The sequence below is a fragment of the Vibrio amylolyticus genome (assembly GCF_023145695.1).
Taxonomy (GTDB): Bacteria; Pseudomonadota; Gammaproteobacteria; order Enterobacterales; family Vibrionaceae; genus Vibrio; species Vibrio amylolyticus.
Map to the genome: position 1 here is coordinate 86,345 of NZ_JAJHVV010000008.1, position 21,061 is coordinate 107,405.

Below are 21,061 nucleotides of genomic sequence, written 5' to 3' on the forward strand. Positions count from 1 at the left end.
TAGACTCTGTATTCAAACTAAGTACAAGATACCGAACAAAAGTGCAGGCAATTTTGTTCGGTATACAAAGACTTACGACATAGGCCATTTTGTCGACTACGGTCAGTCACTGATTCAAGGCAAAATGGTGTTTTTATTTATACCACCCATATTTTTAACTAATGAAGTAGGAAGACAATGCGTCGAGGTTTACCCGCTCTCTTACTAGCACTCGCTCCCGGTTTAGTCGCCACGTCGACCATTGCAGAGGATGTTCCTACCTCCGTGATCGCAATCGATGATGCGATTTTCACAAAACATTCCGAGCTATCAAGTGCCAAAAAAGACAGAGATAACCAACAGCAAACTCTCAATGAGCATGAAGAAAAGTTGTCTGGCTATAATAAAGCAGCTAAAAAATTAGACCGTTCATTAAGCAAGTCTAAATCAAATTTAGAGCGTGATTACTCGCGTATGATCGATGAACCTGATCTCGACCTTTCTTCTTCTCAGACCCAATATCAAGAAGCTTGGGCTGGCGTAAAGCAAAACCAAGTTCTCCGCCTTGAAGCGGAACAAGAGCTTGAAGAGCAACAAGCAACTCTTGCTAAAAAACAAGCTGAAGTAACACGTATTGAAGAGAATATCGCTTCATTAGAAGACTCTAAGCTAAGAGCTCGCGCTGAGCGGTTAAAACACGAACTAAGACAATCTGGTAGCCAGAAAGTAAGCTTTACCAATGTCTGTTCGACGTCAATGACTATTGCACAATGTGATAAACAGACGGTTGATTTAGCCCTGCAAAAGTCTGTCAATCAATTCCAAGCCGCTTTAATAGACGAAACGACTGAAGAAAATCTGATAAAGCAGAACCTTGATAAAGTGTCACTGAACATCCATGTTCTTCGACACCAGATCGTTGAATCCGGCTTCTATGATGGAAAACGCTACCGCGCGATTATGGATGTTCAACTTGATGCAAGACCAACCGAAGTGACCGCATGTACTCTTCTCGACCTTGATTCTCAATACTGCTTTGCTCCAGGCCAATATAATGAGTCACAAGTAAAGCAAAAAGAGACGGCGTGGGTAACGTTGATCATACGCTCGAACCAACACAACGATCGTGTCGCAGTCAATGGGGTCAGTTATGGCAGCACGCCCGTAGAAATCATGTTGCCAGTTGGCGCTCACATGGTTAGTGTTGCAAAAGAGGGTTATCGTTCATTTAATCAAGAACTTAAGATTGACTCCGACCATCAACTTCGAGCTGTGCTTAGAGAAAACCGAAATGAATTAAAAGCCGGACAGATCTTCGCAGACGCGCTTTCTGATAATAGTTCAGCACCAAATTTAGTCACATTTACCCCTGGCACTTACCACATTGGAGAACACGCATCGAAACAAGTTCACCTTGATCATGCTTTCGCAATTGGGGCAACGCCAACTACCGTTCAGCAATTTGAACATTTCGTTAAAAGCACGAACTATCAAACTGATGCAGAGTTGACCAAGGTCTGCACCACGATTAAGCGATCTGAGATTACACCAGTTCCAGATAGCTACTGGAGAAACCCCGGCTTCAAACAGTATGTGAACTCTCCCGTTGTCTGCGTTAGTCAAAATGACGCCTTTGCTTATACACGCTGGTTGAGTGAGCAAACGGGCTACAACTACCGACTTCCTACAGAAGACGAGTGGGAGATAGCAGCAAGAGCAGGAACTGAGACAAAATACTGGTGGGGCGACAAGTTTAAGCCAGGAGAAGCAAATACAGGTTGGAGCGGAACACCATGGTCTAATACCAGTACTTCACCAGTCAGCGCGTTTGAACCTAACAGTATGGGCTTATACGACATGATCGGTAATGTTTGGGAGTGGACTAATGACCGTCGCGGTATGTCGAAAGGCGGTGCATGGAGCTTCTCTCCAGCAATGGCTTCCGCTCACGAAAGACTATTCGTTGCGCCATCATCGGCTTCAAACTACGTTGGCTTCCGAATCATCCGTGAGATTAACTAGTCTTTTCTAGTTCGAACATCACTTTAATAACAAAAGCCGCTGATGATAGCGGCTTTTTCTTTGGTTTTAGATTCTTAATCTTGCAAAGTCACTTAAGGTGCTAAACGATCGATGTCCCATTGGCCATCGTGATTAGAAAATAAGAACCGGTCATGTAGGCGACGCTCACCACCTTGCCAAAATTCAATACTTTCTGGCTTGATACGATAACCACCCCAAAAACTTGGAACAGGAATCTCTCCACTTTCAAACTTCTTCTTAAGTTCTAAAAATTTCCCTTCTAAAACCCCTCTTGCTGAAAGTCTGCTGCTTTGCTTACTTGCAATAGCCGCAATTTGGCTGTCTTTTGGTCGAGACGTAAAGTACTTCATATTCTCTACCGTACTTAGTTTCTCTGCGATACCAGTAATATGAACTTGGCGCTCCATTGGATGCCATGGGAAATGCAAACTAACTTTACTATTTACCTCAATCTGCTGAGCCTTCCGACTCCCTAAATTGGTGTAAAACACAAAGCCATTTTTATCCGCATTTTTCAATAACACAATACGCTGGAAAGGCTGACCAGTCTCATCCACGGTTGCGACGGTCATCGCCGTTGGGTCTGTTAACTTAGCATCGATCGCCTGCTGAAGCCAAAGGTTAAATTGCTCAATGGGGTCGGCCTTTAAATCACGTCTTCTTAAGCCATCGCGCGCGTACTCACGGCGAATATCTGAAAGTTCCATTTCGACTCCTGATAATTTTTCCTAGATTGTGCTCCGATAGTGCCAATAACTCAAGAGGGAGTTGATTTGCCGTAACAAACAATCTTTGAAAAGAGAGCTAAACTCTATGATGAGTCACAAAGGTGACATTAAAGGTTACTTAAAGCAGATAGATATCTTTGATAATAGTTATCAAATCCTTAACATTTGCTCCAAGTAGTAATAAAATCAATAGAATAATCGTTATTGTAAGGATACAACGTGAGCAAAGGCAGTTATGAAAAGCTCTCACCTACAGAGTTAGACTACGTCGATGACAAAACCGCTGCTCTGCTACTTAACACTCCAAGCAGTGCGAGAGTCATGCTATGGGTTATGATCCTATTCTTCATCGTTGCTATCGCATGGTCATCTTGGGCCGAGATTGATAAAGTCACTGTAGGCCAAGGTAAAGTCGTCCCCTCCTCGCAACTTCAAGTCATTCAAAATCTAGAAGGCGGTTTAGTGAAAGAAATCCTCGTTAAAGAGGGTGACTTTGTTGAACAAGGCCAACAACTGATATTAATTGATGATACGCGTTTTCGTTCAGATTTTCGTGAGCGTGAACAACAGGTCGCGAACCTTACCGCTAATGTACTTCAACTGTCGGCATCAATGACAAGCGTTGTGATTAACGAAGAGTTCGATGAAAATAATTGGCGCGATAACGTTAGATTAGATTATGGCAAACTCGCCTTCCCTCCCATACTCTCGGAAGCCAAACCCAAGCTAGTTGCTAGACAAAAAGCGGAATATCGACAGGATTTAAATAACCTCAGAAACCAAATATCTGTAATCGATCAACAAGTCACACAAAAACTTCAGGACCTCATTGAAATTCAAGCGAGAGTGAAAAACCTTCGTCAAAGTTATAATTACGCCAACAAAGAGCTAGAAATCACAAGACCACTTGCTGAAGAGGGTGTTGTACCCAAGATTGAGCTGTTAAAACTTCAAAGGCAGGTAAACGATACTCGCCGAGAAATGACCTCAAGTGAACTAAAAGTTCCAGTGCTACGGTCTGCTATTAGAGAATCCATGTTGAGTCGTATAGACGCGGCACAGAAGTTTCGATCCGAGCAGCAAGAAAAACTAAACCAAGCTCAAGATAAGCTCTCTTCGATTACTGAATCTACAGTAGGTCTTGAAGATCGAGTGAATAGAACCGTGGTGATGTCACCTGTCAATGGAACCGTAAAGACACTGTATGTGAATACTGTAGGCGGCGTCATTCAACCGGGTATGGATATTGTTGAGATTGTCCCTGCGGAAGATACGTTGTTGGTTGAAGCGCAAATTGCTCCACAGGACATCGCATTTTTACGCCCAGACTTAACAGCGATCGTAAAATTTAGTGCTTATGATTTTACAAAATATGGTGGACTTGAAGGGTCATTGGAGCATATCAGTGCAGACACAACGCAAGATGAAGAGGGAAACAGTTTTTACCTTGTAAGAGTTCGGACCGCACAAACGAGCTTAGGTGAAAATGAAACATTGCCTATCATTCCCGGAATGACCGCCTCTGTGGACATTATTACTGGTAAAAGAACCGTGATGAACTATTTACTTAAACCTATCTTAAGTGCTCAACAAAACGCATTAAAAGAGTAAATGAAACCCAACCTTCAAAGGATAAAAGATGCTCAAAACCATAACACTTGCTCAGCTAAATCACGCTAAATGATCAATACAAGGGCACAACCTTAACAATGTTCAGGTACTGGTTCGCATTATTATTAGTGTTATTTACTTCATCGACGTCTGTCGCTCTTAATACTCGAGAGCAACAATGGATTGATGCGGTCAGCCTTACGTATGGCGACCGAGCAGGAAAACGCGTCGAAACCTGGCGCAAACAGATTGCTGTTTTTCATGGTTTATCTGAACAACAACAGCTAACAGAAGTAAATCGCTTCTTTAATCAACTCAATTTCGTTAATGACATTCGCCTTTGGGGTAAAAAAGATTATTGGGCAACGCCGCTTGAATTTCTTGGAAGTAATGCCGGCGACTGTGAAGACTTCACAATAGCCAAATATTTTTCGTTACTTGAGCTTGGTGTTTCAGATAAGAAACTGCGTTTAGTTTATGTTAAAGCCTTGGAGCTAAATCAGTTTCATATGGTTTTAGCTTATTATTCTAAACCCAGTGCAGAGCCTGTCATTCTCGACAACATTAACGGACAAATAAAACCAGCCTCACAACGAAAAGATCTATTACCAATCTACAGTTTTAACGGTAAAAACCTGTGGCTGATGAAATCGAAACAAGGCCAATTGGCTGGAAAATCCTCTCGCTTGAGCTTATGGAACGATCTAAGAGCAAGAGAACGATCACTAAAACTTAACAAACCTATTGTTAGTTACGATGAGTAAGCAACATGACACTATATAAACAGCTTGTCGCGGGTATGATTGCGGTATTTATAATGCTGATGGCTTCAGTATTTATTATCGAATTTAATACCACACGAGATAACCTCGAGCAGCAACAACGTTCTGAGATAAATAACACAATCAATACCGTTGGATTAGCACTCGCTCCCTACCTAGAAAATAAGGATGTGGTTGCCGTAGAGTCGGTCATTAACGCCCTGTTTGACGGTAGTAGCTATGCGATCGTAAGGCTTATCTTCCTAGACACTGGAGAAGAGATTTTGCGCTCATATCCTGTAAAGCCTAATGATGTTCCAACTTGGTTTACTGATCTTCACTTATTCGAGCGCATTCACGATCGACGAGTTGTGACCAGTGGTTGGATGCAGTTAGCAGAAGTTGAAATTGTCAGTCACCCTGGTGGGGCCTACTCTCAGTTATGGATTGCGCTCAAACGATTGGTCATTGCTTTCAGCATGATCTTCACAATAGGCTTAGCCGCCATCGCGTTTATTCTTAAACGAGCATTAAGACCATTACAGCTGATCGTCGAAAAAATGGAACAGGTAGCCAAAAACCAATTTGGCGACCCCCTTCCTCGTCCCGCGACCAGAGATCTTACTTATGTGGTTGATGGCATTAACAGTATGTCAGCGCAGGTTGAAAAGGCCTTTAAAGCCCAAGCCCAAGAAGCACAACAACTTCGCGAACGTGCCTATATCGATCCAGTATCGAAATTGGGTAATCGAGCCTACTACATGAATCAATTGAACGCGTGGCTAAATGAGGGGGCTAACGGTGGCGTTGTCATTCTAGAAGCTGGCTTTATTAAGGAGCTTTATGATGAAAAAGGCTATGAATCCGGAGATGGAATGGTTCAGCAGTTAGCCGAGCACCTCAAAATCTCAATCTCATTCCCTAACCTCACTATCGCTCGGATCTCAACTGAAGAATTCGGTTTCATCTTCCCTAACATGGATGACAGTGAACTTAAGATCATGGCCGATAGCCTGCTAAATTATGTCGAAGACATTAATTCAGACCCAACAGGGACGTCTTCGCTCAATATGTCACTAGGGGTTGTCCATACTAAAGAGTCTAAATCATCAACTGAAATTCTAACCTTACTAGATAACGCTCTTGCAAACGCTAAATCGAACCCAGAAATTGCCTACGGTTATGTCTCAAGCGAGAACAACCAGAACATTATGGGTAAACAGCAGTGGAAAGCGTTGGTTGAAGAAGCCATTAACAACAACCTTATTCAATTTAGGTTCCAAGCGGCTAACAATAGTTGGGGACAAACTTATCACCGAGAGGTCTTCTCGGCGATTGAAAAAGATGGAGAACGCTTTAGCGCTAATCAATACTTGTTTGCCCTTGAGCAACTTAACTCTAGCCATATCTTCGATCAATTCGTTATTACTTCTATGATTGAGAAGCTCGATAGTAAAGAGCTAACCGATGCAGTTGCGATTAACATATCCCAAAGCAGTATTTCTCAACCGAGCTTCATTCGCTGGATAGGCCAGAAACTGGCGAAACATACTGACGTAGCGGATAAACTGCATTTTGAAATCCCAGAAACCTGTTTTAATAATGCGCCGCACCACACCGCATTATTCTGTAACGCTGTACGCAGTGCTGGCGCTGAATTTGGGGTGGATAATTACGGGCGTAACTTCCAATCATTGGATTATATTAATGAATTTAGACCCGCATATGTAAAACTTGATTACTTGTTTACTCACCATTTGGATGATGAAAAGCAGAAATTCACTTTAACCTCAATCTCTCGTACTGCCCATAACCTTGGTATTAAAACCATCGCGTCAAGAGTAGAAACGCAAACACAGCTCGACTTCTTATCAGAGCACTTTATTGAAGTTTTCCAAGGCTTTATTGTCGATAAATAACATTGAAGGTTTAACTTAATGCAGGACCCGCTACTCAACTCGCTCATTTATGTGAGCCGTTATTATGGATTGGCAAACTCTCCTGAAGCGTTGATCAATGGATTACCGCTTTCTGAAGGCAAACTAACGCCCTTTTTGTTTCCACGTTCAGCGGAACGTGCGGGGCTCGTGGCTAAAGAAAATCGAGCGCCCTTAGCTGAAATTCCAGAACTTATACTCCCCGTCGTTTTGCTTCTCAAGGACGGTGACGCCTGTGTACTAAATAGTATTAATACAGAAAAACAAGAAGCTGAAATTGTTACCGGAGAATCTGGTTTAGTTCCTATCTCTATCTCTTTAAGTGAGCTTGACCAGTTATTTATTAACCGGTACTTTCTCGTTAAAAAGCAATTTCGATATGATGAGCGCTCTCCTGAGGTACTAAAAACAAAAGAAGGCCATTGGTTTTGGGGAACCATTTGGCAGTCGAAGCGCATTTATCGTGATGTATTTATCGCTTCAATCTTGATTAATATCTTTGCTATTGCCGCCCCCATGTTTACTCGTTTGGTGTACGACAAAGTGGTTCCTAACCTCGCGTTTGAAACATTATGGGTGCTTGCAAGTGGTATTTTTGTCATCTTTTTGTTTGACTTGTCGCTCAAACTACTTAGAAGCTATTTCATTGATGTAGCAGGGAAAAAATCTGACATTCTGATCTCCTCAAAGCTATTTAGTAAGGTACTTGGCATTCGAATGGAGTCAAAACCACCGTCTGTCGGTGCGTTTGCAAGACACCTGCAAGAGTTTGAATCAATACGCGAGTTTTTCACCTCGGCCACGATTTCATCGTTGATCGACTTACCATTCTCACTGCTGTTTTTGCTGCTTATCTGGTTGATGGCCGGCGATATTGTTTACGTCCCTATCGTCGGTGTCTTGATTTTGATTATTTACTCTTTACTTATACAGGGCCCACTTCGCCGTGCAATCGAAGAAGGTTCACGCTTAGCATCCCAAAAATATGCGAATCTAATTGAAAGTATATCTGGGCTTGAAACAGTGAAACTCTTTGGCGCGCAAAGTCAGTTTCAATATCGCTGGGAAGAAGCCGTTGCCCATATGGCAAACTGGAACATTAAGAGTAAGCGTATTACGGATGGTATCCAGAATACCGCAGGGTTTGTTCAACAAGCGTCGAATGTTGGAATGATCATAGTGGGTGTTTACCTTATTGCTGAGGGCGATCTCACGATGGGTGGCTTGATTGCGGCAACCATGCTTAGTGGGCGAGCAATCGGCCCAATGGTTCAACTTTCCCTATTATCAACTCGTTATAATCAAGCAAAATCATCAATGTCAATAATTGAACAGGTGATGGCAATGCCTGATGAACAAGAAGAAGGCAAACGCTATATTCACCGCCCAATTGTGCAAGGGAAAATTGAGCTTGACCGAGTAACATTCAGTTATCCAGATGCTCCAATCGCGTCAATTCGTGAACTGAGCCTAACCATTAACCCAGGAGAAAAAGTCGCCATTATCGGACGAATTGGTTCTGGCAAGACAACGCTTGAGCGCCTGATCATGGGGTTATATCAGCCAACAGAAGGGAGTGTGAGAATTGATGATACCGATATCAAACAGCTTCATCATATCGACATTCGAAGAAATATTGGCTGTGTTCCACAAGACAGTAATCTGTTTTATGGGTCGATCCGAGACAACATAACTTTAGGGCGACCTCTCGCCGATGATAGAGATGTCATGGATGCCGCGAACCGAGCGGGTGTTACCGTCTTTACCCAGCAAGATCCTGCAGGTCTTGAACGTCAAGTTGGCGAAGGTGGCTTGTTACTATCTGGTGGTCAAAGACAAGCAGTAACCATTGCCCGAGCTATCTTAGGGCGGCCACCCGTTCTATTACTCGATGAACCTACTAGCGCAATGGATAATCGTTCCGAAATGCACATCAAGCATCAGCTTGGACAGATGACAGAAAACGAAACGTTGATTTTGATAACCCATAAAACCTCTATGTTGGATATAGTAGACAGAGTTATCGTCATGGAAAAAGGCAGCATTATCGCTGATGGGCCAAAAAATCAAGTTCTAACCAATTTAAAACAAGGTAAAGTTCGGTCAGCAAGCGCTTAATCAAGCCATGCAAACCTAAACCAAATTAGTCGACGGTTATCATTTGGTACCGATATAAAAAAGCTCCGCTAATACGGAGCTTTATTTTTATTCTAAACCTCTAAATACTCGATTTTTTGAGTGTAGGGTCTGTATTAGTTTGCCGTACAATCGGCAGCGCCAAGGTCTTTCCATACACCCCATTGGCCCGACTTCGATGGGTCTTCATTGGTTGTCCACCACTTCGCTTCATAGACCTTTCCAGCCCATGTCACTTGTTGACCTCCCGTGTAGACAGCTCCTGCTTCCCAAAGGTTAGTACATGTTCCGCCACCCGATACCGTTTTAAGTACCAATACGCTAGCAGAAGTTTCCGAGCTAAGTTGACCATCGCTCACTGATACAGAGAAGCTCAACGTTGTATCTACAGCGTACTCAGCAGCCACAAAGCTAACGGTTGCACCATCAACAGTTACACCGATTGAAGCTGGTACACTCCACGTATACGTTAAGCTATCGCCTTCAGTATCTGTCGAGCCTGATGCATCAATAACAACCACATCCCCCGCATTAGCCTGAGTAGGGCCCGTAATAACGGCCACTGGCGCTGTATTAACTGGCTCAGTAATCACCGGATTAACCATTACTTGAACGACATCAGACGCAACTGCACCTTCATTATCAGTCACAGTTAAAGTGAAGGTGAATACCTGAGATTGGGTCACTTCTGCAACGTCAAAACTTGCAATTGACGTACTTGCATTCGATAGTGTTACCGCAGAGCCTGATGTTTGTTCCCATAGGTAACTTACAATCGAGCCGTCGGTATCTTTTGAAGCACTGCCATCTAACGTGATTGAAGCAGGTCCAACTACAGTTTGATCCACACCAGCACTCGCCGTTGGCTTACGGTTTACAGGGTCGGTTGTTCCACCGGCTAAACCTTCATGCATCGCATTTAAGATATCACCGTTATCAGCATCAATCTCCCAAGAGAACAGACCTGCAAGACCTAAACTACGTACATAAGCACCTTTTGCTTTAACTGACTTATCATCATCGAAGGTAATCAAGGTTCCTGATGTCGGATTCCAAACCCAAGGGGCTTGAGCCTGCTCGTCATATCCATATTCAAAACCATTAACACCCGTGTGGCTAGCACCTAACATGTGAGTTTTAATGCCTTTATAATCGATGACACCGTCTTCCCATACGCCTTGCTCGGTTGTGCCTGTTAGTTTGCCAGTACCCGTTCCTGTCATTGGATCATTTGGATCCGTTAATGTATCCGGTGTGACACCTTCCCAACCACGGCCATACATCGCGGTACCTACGACTAACTTGTTCGCTGGAACACCTTGAGAAAGTAGTAACTGAATACCATTATCCGCTGTATATGCAGGGCCTTTATAAGGAACGCCTTCTGCATCAACCCCTGAACCATCGCATTGACCTGGGCGCATGAACGAGCCACAGTAAAGCGCTGTTTGGTGACCTGGTACATTATTCCAGCCGCCATAGAAGTCATAAGTCATCGCAAAGATGTAATCCATGTACTGCACAGCATCGGCATAATCTACATCTTCAATTTTGTCGTAACCCACACCAATCGCAGATGTGAGTTCATAAGTACGACCCGTTTCAGCTTGAAGTCCATCAAGCATGGCACGTAATTCAGCCATTAGTGCAATGTACGCTGGTCCATCATTAATAGGGTCACCTAAGTCTGCAGCAGCACCGCCGCCACCAGGGAATTCCCAATCAATGTCGACACCATCATAGAACTTCCATGTCTTAAGGAACTTTTTAACAGACGCAACAAATGTATCTCGGTTCGCCTTCGTCGTGAAATCAAAGAATGGGTCAGATAGGGTCCAGCCGCCGATTGATGGAATGATCTTTAGAGCAGGATTACGCTGTTTCAGCGCCATCATCATCGCGTAGTTACCTTTGATCGGTGTGCTGTACTCATGCCCTGCTTGAGCAAAACTTTTTTGAAACGCTGCCCATGGGTCATGGATAACAACTTCATAATCGTTAACGCCCTGACACGCCGTTTTCAGCGCGTTGTAACTGTTACCACCAACAGACTTCACCGATTCGTTTGGACCACAAATAGGAATGAAGCCGTAAAGAATGTGGGTCAGATTGTCTGCTGGAATATTGTCAACCGTATACTCTCGGCCGTAAATTCCCCACTCAACAAAGTAAGTACCTACTACTGTGTTAGGATCCGTATTATAAGTTTTATTGTTACTATCAATATTCATTGCAAGCGGTGCCAAGTGTGCACCATCGGTATCAGCAATCGTCACTTCTACCGCAGAGCTTTTGCTACAGCTTGTCGCATCACAGGCTTCAATTTCCATTTGGAATAAACCGCCGGATGGGTATTTGAAGTTTGCAGCTGTTTGACCGCCAGATATAGGGCCTGTTGCGACCTCTACACCATCAAAATAGATTTTGTATGTGTCACCTGTTGTACCACTCCACTGATTGAACTTAATCGTGATGTCTGCTTCATCATGGTAAGTCACCATGCTGTTATAGCCAGATGTGGTTTCCATCGCCAACTCAATCTTCGAAAATTGTAGATTGTTTGACCCATAAACATCAACACTCGGTGCTGTTGGGGCAGCATTCGCTAAGCCCGATAGGCTCATAGCAACACCAGCTGCGCACATAGTTATACGATTCATATCGTTATCTTTCCTTGAATAATTCAATAAAGTTATCGGCGCGACTACTATTGCCCAGTTTTTCAACTGTTTAATCATTTCAGCTATCTTCGCTTCTTTCTGCGCCAAACATTCTGTTTCCAACTTGGAAATTGAAGAACATCCTTTTCAGTATTCGAGAAACTTAATTATTAAGGCGAAAAAATAAAATGATTTTCGAGTGATGAATAAAAAATATACAAATGTTAGCAGATTGTTACATTCTAAATATGATATTGAGTCAGGAAATTTAGCCCTTGCGAACCATTCACAAGAGCTATCACTTCAACTTTATTCACTCACTAAATAATGAATGTTAGTTGAAACCGTTAATTGAAGGGGAAATTAGAGAGATTGAAACTTAGCAGTAAAGTGCCTAAGCACTGGGGGTTCATATTCAAACACTAACCCTTTTAACTGAGCGGCATTTTTTGCAAGTTCAATGATCGCATCGGCGATATAATCCATATGATCATTGGTATAGACCCGCCTCGGGATCGTTAACCTCATCAATTCAAGCTCCGATTCTTTCTGTTCACCAGTGTTAGGATCACGCCCAAGTAACAACGAGCCTATCTCTACCGCTCTTATTCCTGCTTCAAGGTACAAAGCATTACACAGAACTTGTGCAGGAAACTGCTCAGGTGGGATATGTGGCAAAATCTTTGCCGCATCCACAAATACCGCATGCCCACCCGTTGGGTCTTGAATCGGAATACCTGCTTCTTTTAATCGTTCACCTAAATAGGCTACCTGACTAATTCGATAATGAAGATAATCTTCATCAGCTCCCTCATACAGACCCCGAGCTAACGCTTCCATATCTCGACCCGCCATTCCGCCATAGGTGACGAAGCCTTCCATTGGAACACATCGAGTTCGTACCGCTTGAAAAAGCTCTTCGTGGTCTCGTATACAGCACAGACCACCAATATTAACTAAGGGATCTTTTTTCGCTGACATCGTTAACATGTCACCATATTGGTACATCTCGCGAATGATCGCTAAGATAGTACTCTCTTGATACCCCGACTCTCTCTGCTTAATGAAATAAGCATTCTCGCAGTAACGCGCGGAATCAATCACAACCGGAATATCATTTTCCTTCGCTATTTCATAAACAGCACGCATGTTCTCCATCGAGACAGGCTGCCCACCCGAACTATTACAAGTGACCGTTGTAATTATGGCGCAGATATTTTTGGCCCCATACTCTGCAATGGTACTCTCCAATTTAACGAGATCGAAATTCCCCTTCCAGTCGTAAGTCGTCGTTGTATCAAACGCTTCACTGGTTAATACATTGATTGCTTTACCGCCGTTAAGCTCAATGTGCCCAGCGGTTGTATCAAAGTGATAGTTCGAAATAAAAACTGGATTATCTCCACCTCTAACATGGCGCATTCTTTCGATCAAAGCTGGAAACAGAATCTGCTCTGCACCTCGACCTTGATGGGCGGGAACCGTGAGTTTGTAACGGAAAAAATGCTCAACGGCATCACACAAATGATAGTAGTTACGACTGCCCGCATACGATTCATCGCCCATCATTAAACCCGCCCACTGGTGATCACTCATCGCACCGGTACCCGAATCGGTCAATAAATCGATATAGACATCATCACTGCGTAGCAGAAAAGGGTTGAGCCCTGCTTCATTCAGTGCGATTTTTCGATCTTCATAAGTAGTCATTTTGATGGGTTCAACCATCTTGATACGGAATGGTTCTGGAATACGTTTCATACTTATTTCCTTTCTATTTCACGTAGTAAAACAGGTAGCCAAAAGCGGGCAACGCTGCCTTAAACTAAATTGCTAAACGAGACAAATAGGTGCTTTGCACCAATAGAAAGGAATTAACGGTTTTGTTTGTTAAGAAGAGACAAGCAGTAATCAAGGTTATACCAAGGTGACAACACTAACTTGCTATCAAACTGATTATAATGACTCATAGCGCTACCTCCATGCTTGCGTGTGATAGTTAAACTATAGCGCAGTAATCAATCCATCATCTGTGATATCCAGCACAAATACATTGCACTCTAATATTTATACGCCAAATTATTAGCAAGCTAACACATCGAGATTAAATATAGGCGCGACGCTCCCTATGTGAAATTCAAATTAAATTTTCATTCTTCTCACATACTCCTATTGCCTTTAGTCCCCATACTAGGCAATCTCTTGTGAGTCATTTTCAAGCCTCATGTTTAGGATATAACTAATGAAATTACTAAAAACGTTTTCCTGTACTTGCGCTCTACTCGTTAGCCAAGCTGCCTTTGCTGATGTTACGGTTCAAATTCCAGACAATATCGATCTCTATATCGCCAATGGTGAGAAGCCTGAGCTTTCTGGTGGCTTTTTCTCGTCTAATAAAACACTCACGCTACCCAATGGTGAAAACCAAATTGCATTTCGTCATAACGTCTATTTTGACAAGAGTAACGATAGAGTTTCTATTGAAGGCGATACCATCATTGCGACATTCACAGCGCAAGATAAAGAGCTGACGTTCTCACTTCCTCGTTTCCGTAACGAAAGAGAAGCGCAAGCACAGATTAAAGACCTAGATTGGGCTTTAGTAGATTCTTCAGATCAAGCTATCGAAGTAAAGCAAGACAAACTGATGAAAGATGGCATGCAGATTGGTCGTGACTATCAACGCGAAGTTGAAGATTACAACCGAGCAGGCGGAATAGCAGCGATCGCGGCAGGGGCGGCTGCGGTGCTCCCTGCGACATTACCAGAGCCAGTGCCAGCACAACTTCCTGAAACATCGGCGTCTTCAGCGACTGCCGAAGAGATGCTTCACTTCTGGTATGACAAAGCGGATGCTGAAACAAAAGCTCGCTTCAAAGCGCACATTAACCAGTAATATATAAATAGGCGCTCAGTGTCACCACTAAATCTGAGCGCTCAATATTTTAGAACCCTGATCCGATCCCAATGTAATCCACTTCCCCCACCCTCTCAATTTAGATAGATGCATATAGCCACCCATTTGAGACTTTGCTAGCGTCATGCTTTCATTGTTTAAAATGGTAGATACATCATGTTTAACTACGCTGTTGATGACGAGATCAAACTTGCTTTAGTTCAAGAATCTTTTGCTGCTCACTATGCCGAATTAGTGTGTGAACAAGTCGACTATTTATCCCAATGGCTTGTTTGGCCAGCGTACTGCCAAACAGAGCAAGATTTTCGCCTGTTTATACAACGATCACTTCATGACTACGCAGACGGAAAGTCAATGACTTGCGCAATTATCTATAACGATAAGATTGTTGGAAATTGCAGTTTTAATAGCATTGATCACTGCCTAAAAAAGGTAGAAATCGGTTATTGGCTTTCAAAGCAAGAACAAGGAAAAGGGATCATCACTCGGGTTGTAGAAAAGCTCATTTCGATCGCTTTTGAAGAGCTAGACATGGAAAAAGTACAGCTATCAGCGGCGACCGAAAACCGAACAAGTCGAGCGGTCGCTAAAAGAGTCGGTATGACACTGGAAGGAACTATCACCAATCAAGAAAAAATCGGCGATCAAATTTTAGACCATGCGGTGTATGGAATTCATCGAAATCAATAAGGTACGTGAAATCTGGCGAATTTGATCAAAATCATTTTGCTCTGAATTAGTGTTGATTTTTATTGGAGAAAGAACAACTTACATTACTCGCTTAAATCAATCACTTTTAACGATGAGAACAATAGGAAAATCCTAATATCAATTAGAATGCGATACTGGTATTGTGCGCCCATATTTACGCCTTAATTCTTAAAGGAAAGATGATGGTAATACCTGAAAACAGCAGCATTGTCATTTTTGGTGCTTCTGGTGACCTTACCTATCGTAAGCTGATACCTGCTTTATACCACCTTTATGCAAATAATCAGCTTCCAGAATCTTTTGCGATTCTAGGGGTGAGCAGAACGGATTATAGCGACGAGTCATATCGTTCAAAGCTAAAGCATTCACTTCAGGAAATGGAAAAAACCGAACCTGAAGTACTCAATGCATTTATCGAGAAGCTTCACTATCAAGCCATTAATACCTCGGATGTTGATGATTACGCTCGCTTAGCGACTCGACTTGATTCTCTAGAAAAAGAGTATCAATTTGAGAACCACAACACCCTGTTTTATCTTGCAACACCGCCAAGCTTATACGGTGTTATTCCAGCAAATCTAGCAGCTCATGGCTTGAATGATGAGTCTAATGGTTGGCGACGTTTGATCATTGAAAAGCCATTTGGCTATGATCTAGAGTCAGCGCAAAATCTCGATACAGAAATACATAATCACTTCCAAGAACACCAAATTTACCGAATTGATCACTACTTAGGTAAAGAGACCGTTCAGAATCTACTGGTTCTTCGTTTCTCCAACGCCATGTTTGAACCTTTATGGAACCGTAATTTTATTGATTACGTTGAAATCACAGGTTCAGAATTCTTAGGGGTTGAAGAGCGCGGCGGATACTACGATGGCTCAGGTGCTGTTCGAGATATGTTCCAAAACCACCTGCTACAAGTACTAGCAATGGTAGGTATGGAACCACCGGCACAGATCAATGCGGACTCTATTCGTGATGAAGTGGTTAAAGTGCTTCAGTGTTTAAAACCACTTGAAGAAGATGATTTGCGTAACAACCTAGTATTAGGTCAATACACCGCTTCAGACGTTCGTGGTTCACACCTGCTAGGCTACCGTGAAGAGCCAGGTGTAGCGGATGACTCTCGTACCGAGACTTACATCGGTTTGAAAGCATACATCAACAACTGGCGTTGGAATGGTGTTCCTTTTTACGTTCGTACAGGCAAACGATTACCAACACGTGTCACCGAAATCGTTATCCACTATAAGAACACGCCGCATCCTGTCTTCGGTCAAAATGCACCTGAGAATAAGCTGATTATCCGTATTCAACCGGATGAAGGTATTCAGATGAGCTTCGGGCTAAAAGAGCCAGGCGCGGGCTTTAATGCCAAAGAAGTGAAGATGAACTTCTCTTACTCTGATCTGCCTGAGACTCAAATGCTAACGGCTTACGAGCGTCTTCTTCTTGATGCATTAAATGGCGATGCGACATTGTTCGCACGTACCGATGCCGTAGAGGCGTGTTGGAAATACGTTCAACCAATTTTAGACTTCAAACAAGATCCTCAAGCACTCTTTGGTTACGCTTGCGGAACTTGGGGCCCTCAAGAGGCGCACGATCTTCTTCAAAGAGACAATCGCTCTTGGCGCTTCCCATGTAAAAACTTAACTGACACGGATTATTGCGAATTATGATCAACCATAAGATCTTTGCAACACCTGAGCTAGTTGTAGAAAACCTAGCCAATGAAATGAAAGCGTATAGTGAACTTGGTTCGCCAGTTCATATTTCTCTTTCTGGTGGTAGTACGCCTAAGATGCTGTTCAAGCTATTAGCAGCGGCACCTTATGCGGAAGGTATTCAATGGAACAACCTTCACTTCTGGTGGGGCGACGAGCGTTGTGTTGCACCTAACGATGCAGAAAGCAACTATGGGGAAGCAAATACGCTTCTTTTCAGCCAAGTTAACTTACCAGCTGAAAACATTCACCGTATTCGTGGTGAAGACGAGCCTAAAGTTGAAGCAGAGCGTTTTGCTAAAGAGATGGCTGACGTTATCCCAACTGAAGATGGCACGCCTGTTTTCGATTGGATCTTGTTAGGTGTAGGCGCAGATGGCCACACAGCATCACTGTTCCCAAATGTGACAGACTACCAAGATGAGAACCTATCTGTTTTGGCTTCTCATCCTGAGTCTGGTCAAATTCGCGTCTCTAAAACAGCGAAAGTTTTAGAAGCCGCGAAACGAATCAGCTACCTAGTGCTTGGCGCAGGTAAAGTTGAGATCGTAAAAGAAATTCACACAACCCCTGCTTCAGAGTTGCCTTATCCGGCAGCGAAAATTCAGTCAAAAACTGGCGAAACAGAGTGGTTCCTAGATTCAAATGCAGCAAGTGCTATCGCTTAATCGCGAAGCAGTAAGGAGAATAAAAAATGAAAGGTGATATCGGCGTAATTGGCTTAGCAGTAATGGGCCAAAACCTTATCCTAAACATGAACGACAATGGCTTTAAAGTTGTTGCTCACAACCGTACTGCAGCAAAAGTAGACGAGTTCCTAGAAGGCCCAGCTAAAGGTACTAACATTGTTGGTGCTTACTCTCTAGAAGAGTTAGTTGAGAAGCTAGAAGCGCCACGTAAAGTGATGCTTATGGTTCGTGCTGGTGACGTTGTAGACACGTTCATCGAAAACCTAATCCCACTTCTAGACGAAGGCGACATCATCATTGATGGTGGTAACACTAACTACCCAGACACTAACCGTCGTGTAGCGCATTGTCGTGAGAAAGGCATCCACTTCATCGGTACTGGTGTATCTGGTGGTGAAGAAGGTGCTCGTTTCGGTCCTTCAATCATGCCAGGCGGCGCGGCTGAAGCTTGGGAAGCGGTTAAGCCAATCTTCCAAGGTATTTCTGCAAAAACTGACGCTGGTGAGCCTTGTTGTGACTGGGTTGGTAACGACGGTGCTGGTCACTTCGTTAAGATGGTACACAACGGCATCGAATACGGTGACATGCAGCTAATCACTGAAGCATACCAGTTCATGAAAGATGGCCTAGGTATGTCTGCTGACGAAATGCAAGCAGTATTCGCTGATTGGAACAAGACTGAGCTAGACAGCTACTTAGTTGAAATCACTGCGGACATCCTTGGCTACAAAGATGAAGACGGTGAAGCACTTGTTGAGAAAATCCTAGACACTGCAGGCCAAAAAGGGACTGGTAAGTGGACAGGTATTAACGCACTAGACCTAGGTATCCCACTAACTCTAATCTCTGAGTCTGTATTCTCTCGTTGCCTGTCTGCACTTAAAGACCAACGTGTTGAAGCTGAAGCTCTGTTCGAGAAAACAGTGACTCCTGTTGAGGGTGATAAGCAAGAGTGGGTTGACGCACTTCGTCAAGCGCTACTGGCTTCTAAGATCATCTCTTACGCTCAAGGTTTCATGCTAATGCGTGAAGCGTCGAACGAAAATGGTTGGGATCTTAACTACGGTAACGTTGCTCTAATGTGGCGTGGTGGTTGTATCATCCGTTCTGCTTTCCTAGGCAACATCCGTGATGCATACGAAGCGAACCCAGAGATTGCATTCCTAGGTTCTGATGAATACTTCAAGAACATCCTACAAAGCAGCCTAGCGGCGTGGCGTAAGGTTTCAGCGAAGTCGCTAGAGTCTGGTATTCCAATGCCATGTACTATTTCTGCACTATCGTTCCTAGACGGTTACACTACGGCTCGTCTGCCTGCTAACCTTCTACAAGCTCAGCGTGACTACTTCGGTGCTCACACTTATGAGCGCACTGACCGTCCACGTGGTGAGTTCTTCCACACAAACTGGACTGGTACAGGCGGTGATACTGCTTCGACAACTTACGACGTTTAATTACTCGTATACCTAATAAGAAAGGATGCCAATTGGCATCCTTTTTGTTTTATCGGGTTTTCTTTTGTTTCCGTTTACTTCGCTTCCTCTTATTTAGATTCGGCGAGCTAATAATCAACACTTTACTCGCTAGGCCCAAAACAGCATGGCTATTAAGGTTAGCGCTGCGATGCAGGCAATATTGAGTATTATGCCGACACGCATCATCTCGTTTTGCTTAATATGACCCGAACCAAATACAATCGCATTAGGTGGCGTCGCGACAGGTAACATAAAGGCACAAGAAGCCGCGACAGCAATCAGCACAGAAAGAATAACTGGCGACATACCAAACGCCTCAGCCACGGTGGCAAAGACTGGGATCAGTAACGCTGCACTTGCTGTATTACTCGCAAACTCAGTAAGAAAGACCACAAATGCCGCCACAACCAAAATGATAACAACGATACCAAGTGAAGAAATCAACCCACTGAGTTCATTAGCCAGAAACACACTGGTACCGGTAGCGCGAAGAACGTTACTTAAACAAATACCACCACCAAACAAGAGTAAAACACCCCAATCAGCGGTTTTTTCAATATCTTTCCAGTGGACGACTCGAGCAAAGTTCACCATTACAATGGCCCCTAGGGCAACAATGGTATCAAACTTAGCGTATCCCCCAATCATGGCATTAATCGGCTTGCTAAATATCCATAAAAGTACCGTTGCGGAAAAAATGGCTAATGTGACGACCTTACCTTTATCCCATTCAATCGGATTGTGGTTCAATTCGAAATCACCTTTTAAATCGGGCTTTATCACCAAGTAAAGAACCAAAATAGCCACAGGCAATAGAATCATCGCCGCAGGGACACCAAACTTCATCCACTCTGTAAATGACAAGCCTACCTCTACCGCCGCTATTGCATTTGGCGGGCTTCCAACGATGGTAGCGATGCCACCAACACTGGCGCTGTACGCAATACCGAGCAGCACAAACACATACGTTTTGTGCCCAGATTCAGAGTTTACCTTACTCAAAACACCAAGCACTAAAGGAAGCATCATAGCCGCCGTTGCCGTATTGCTTATCCACATAGATAAACCTGCAGTAACGCCAAACAACATGAATACCGCAACGCTCATTCGGCCTTTCGCTAAAATCAGCACCTTATCAGCAATCACTTTATCAAGTCCTTGAGTATGCATAGCCGCAGCTAGTGCAAACCCACCTAGAAATAGAAAAATGATCGAATTAGAAAAGTTATTCAGTGCGGTTTGTGTATCAAACACACCAAATAACACGGCGAGAATTGGAACAAGGATAGCCGTCACCGTGACATGCAGAGCTTCTGTTAACCACAGTATTGCGATAAACGACAGCATGCTCAGGCCCAATACGACCTGCGGATCAAACGGCAATGTTTTGTACATAAAGAGGCACAAAACGATATTTGAAATTATGATGAGGCTATTGCGATTTAAAAACCACTCCCTAGTGTTGGAAGGGAGTGGCATACTGTCATTTCTATTCATTGTTATCATTCCTTAAAGGGCGTGCGACAACAATATGCTTACATACAAATAACGTTTTATATGATTTATTTGGTTAAGTTGTTAACCACATCATAAGAAAGGTTTTTATGATTAACACGCTGAAATAATTAGAGAATTAAAATAAATTCACCATCACTATTCTTGCCTATTTAACCGATAGAACTGT

14 protein-coding genes are annotated in these 21,061 nt (G+C 43.3%); 10 read left to right on the top strand and 4 right to left on the bottom strand.

Features of this window, described 5'->3' with window-relative positions:
* Window positions 1–177: 177 nt before the first annotated feature.
* Window positions 178–2,001: an SUMF1/EgtB/PvdO family nonheme iron enzyme gene (locus KP803_RS13745; RefSeq protein WP_248009418.1), complete on the top strand. Its 1,824-nt coding sequence runs from the start codon at window positions 178–180 to the stop codon at window positions 1,999–2,001.
* A gap of 92 nt (window positions 2,002–2,093) precedes the next feature.
* On the opposite strand, the gene pdxH is transcribed toward KP803_RS13745, so the two are convergent.
* The gene (pdxH, locus tag KP803_RS13750) at window positions 2,094–2,729 is read right to left on the bottom strand and encodes a pyridoxamine 5'-phosphate oxidase (RefSeq protein WP_248009419.1); all 636 of its coding nucleotides are present in this window, start codon (window positions 2,727–2,729) and stop codon (window positions 2,094–2,096) included.
* A gap of 240 nt (window positions 2,730–2,969) precedes the next feature.
* Between pdxH and KP803_RS13755 the strand changes: the two genes are divergently transcribed.
* The 4 genes from KP803_RS13755 (at window position 2,970) to KP803_RS13770 (ending at window position 9,177) form a co-directional block, all read left to right on the top strand.
* Window positions 2,970–4,361 (top strand): HlyD family type I secretion periplasmic adaptor subunit, encoded by a 1,392-nt coding sequence (locus tag KP803_RS13755; protein ID WP_248009420.1) that lies wholly within the window; start codon window positions 2,970–2,972, stop codon window positions 4,359–4,361.
* 98 nt (window positions 4,362–4,459) lie between these two features.
* Window positions 4,460–5,125 (top strand): transglutaminase-like cysteine peptidase, encoded by a 666-nt coding sequence (locus KP803_RS13760; protein WP_248009421.1) that lies wholly within the window; start codon window positions 4,460–4,462, stop codon window positions 5,123–5,125.
* A gap of 5 nt (window positions 5,126–5,130) precedes the next feature.
* Window positions 5,131–7,041, top strand: a complete 1,911-nt coding sequence (locus tag KP803_RS13765; RefSeq protein ID WP_248009422.1) for a bifunctional diguanylate cyclase/phosphodiesterase — start codon at window positions 5,131–5,133, stop codon at window positions 7,039–7,041.
* Window positions 7,042–7,059: 18 nt separating this feature from the next.
* Window positions 7,060–9,177: a type I secretion system permease/ATPase gene (locus KP803_RS13770; RefSeq protein ID WP_248009423.1), complete on the top strand. Its 2,118-nt coding sequence runs from the start codon at window positions 7,060–7,062 to the stop codon at window positions 9,175–9,177.
* Between the two features lie 134 nt (window positions 9,178–9,311).
* Here the strand turns inward: KP803_RS13770 and KP803_RS13775 are convergent, their stop codons facing one another.
* Together KP803_RS13775 and KP803_RS13780 are read right to left on the bottom strand one after the other, a co-directional pair.
* A complete protein-coding gene (locus tag KP803_RS13775) occupies window positions 9,312–11,855 on the bottom strand; it encodes a glycosyl hydrolase family 18 protein (RefSeq protein WP_248009424.1) in 2,544 nt (847 codons plus the stop codon).
* A gap of 363 nt (window positions 11,856–12,218) precedes the next feature.
* Window positions 12,219–13,616: a tryptophanase gene (locus KP803_RS13780; RefSeq protein WP_248009425.1), complete on the bottom strand. Its 1,398-nt coding sequence runs from the start codon at window positions 13,614–13,616 to the stop codon at window positions 12,219–12,221.
* 481 nt (window positions 13,617–14,097) lie between these two features.
* Between KP803_RS13780 and KP803_RS13785 the strand changes: the two genes are divergently transcribed.
* The 5 genes from KP803_RS13785 (at window position 14,098) to gnd (ending at window position 19,356) form a co-directional block, all read left to right on the top strand.
* Entirely contained in the window at window positions 14,098–14,751 is a 654-nt protein-coding gene (locus KP803_RS13785) for a DUF2057 family protein (RefSeq protein ID WP_248009426.1), read from the top strand.
* A 177-nt stretch (window positions 14,752–14,928) separates the two neighbouring features.
* Complete coding sequence (locus KP803_RS13790) at window positions 14,929–15,462, top strand: GNAT family N-acetyltransferase (protein WP_248009427.1); 534 nt, start codon at window positions 14,929–14,931, stop codon at window positions 15,460–15,462.
* 203 nt (window positions 15,463–15,665) lie between these two features.
* Window positions 15,666–17,168, top strand: coding sequence for a glucose-6-phosphate dehydrogenase (zwf, locus tag KP803_RS13795; protein WP_248009428.1), 1,503 nt, complete (start codon window positions 15,666–15,668; stop codon window positions 17,166–17,168).
* A complete protein-coding gene (gene pgl, locus KP803_RS13800; protein ID WP_248009429.1) occupies window positions 17,165–17,881 on the top strand; it encodes a 6-phosphogluconolactonase in 717 nt (238 codons plus the stop codon). The genes zwf and pgl overlap by 4 nt, the downstream gene beginning before the upstream one ends.
* A gap of 26 nt (window positions 17,882–17,907) precedes the next feature.
* Window positions 17,908–19,356 (top strand): decarboxylating NADP(+)-dependent phosphogluconate dehydrogenase, encoded by a 1,449-nt coding sequence (gene gnd / locus KP803_RS13805; RefSeq protein WP_248009430.1) that lies wholly within the window; start codon window positions 17,908–17,910, stop codon window positions 19,354–19,356.
* Between the two features lie 129 nt (window positions 19,357–19,485).
* Here the strand turns inward: gnd and KP803_RS13810 are convergent, their stop codons facing one another.
* Complete coding sequence (locus KP803_RS13810) at window positions 19,486–20,874, bottom strand: SLC13 family permease (protein WP_248009431.1); 1,389 nt, start codon at window positions 20,872–20,874, stop codon at window positions 19,486–19,488.
* Window positions 20,875–21,061: the final 187 nt, after the last annotated feature.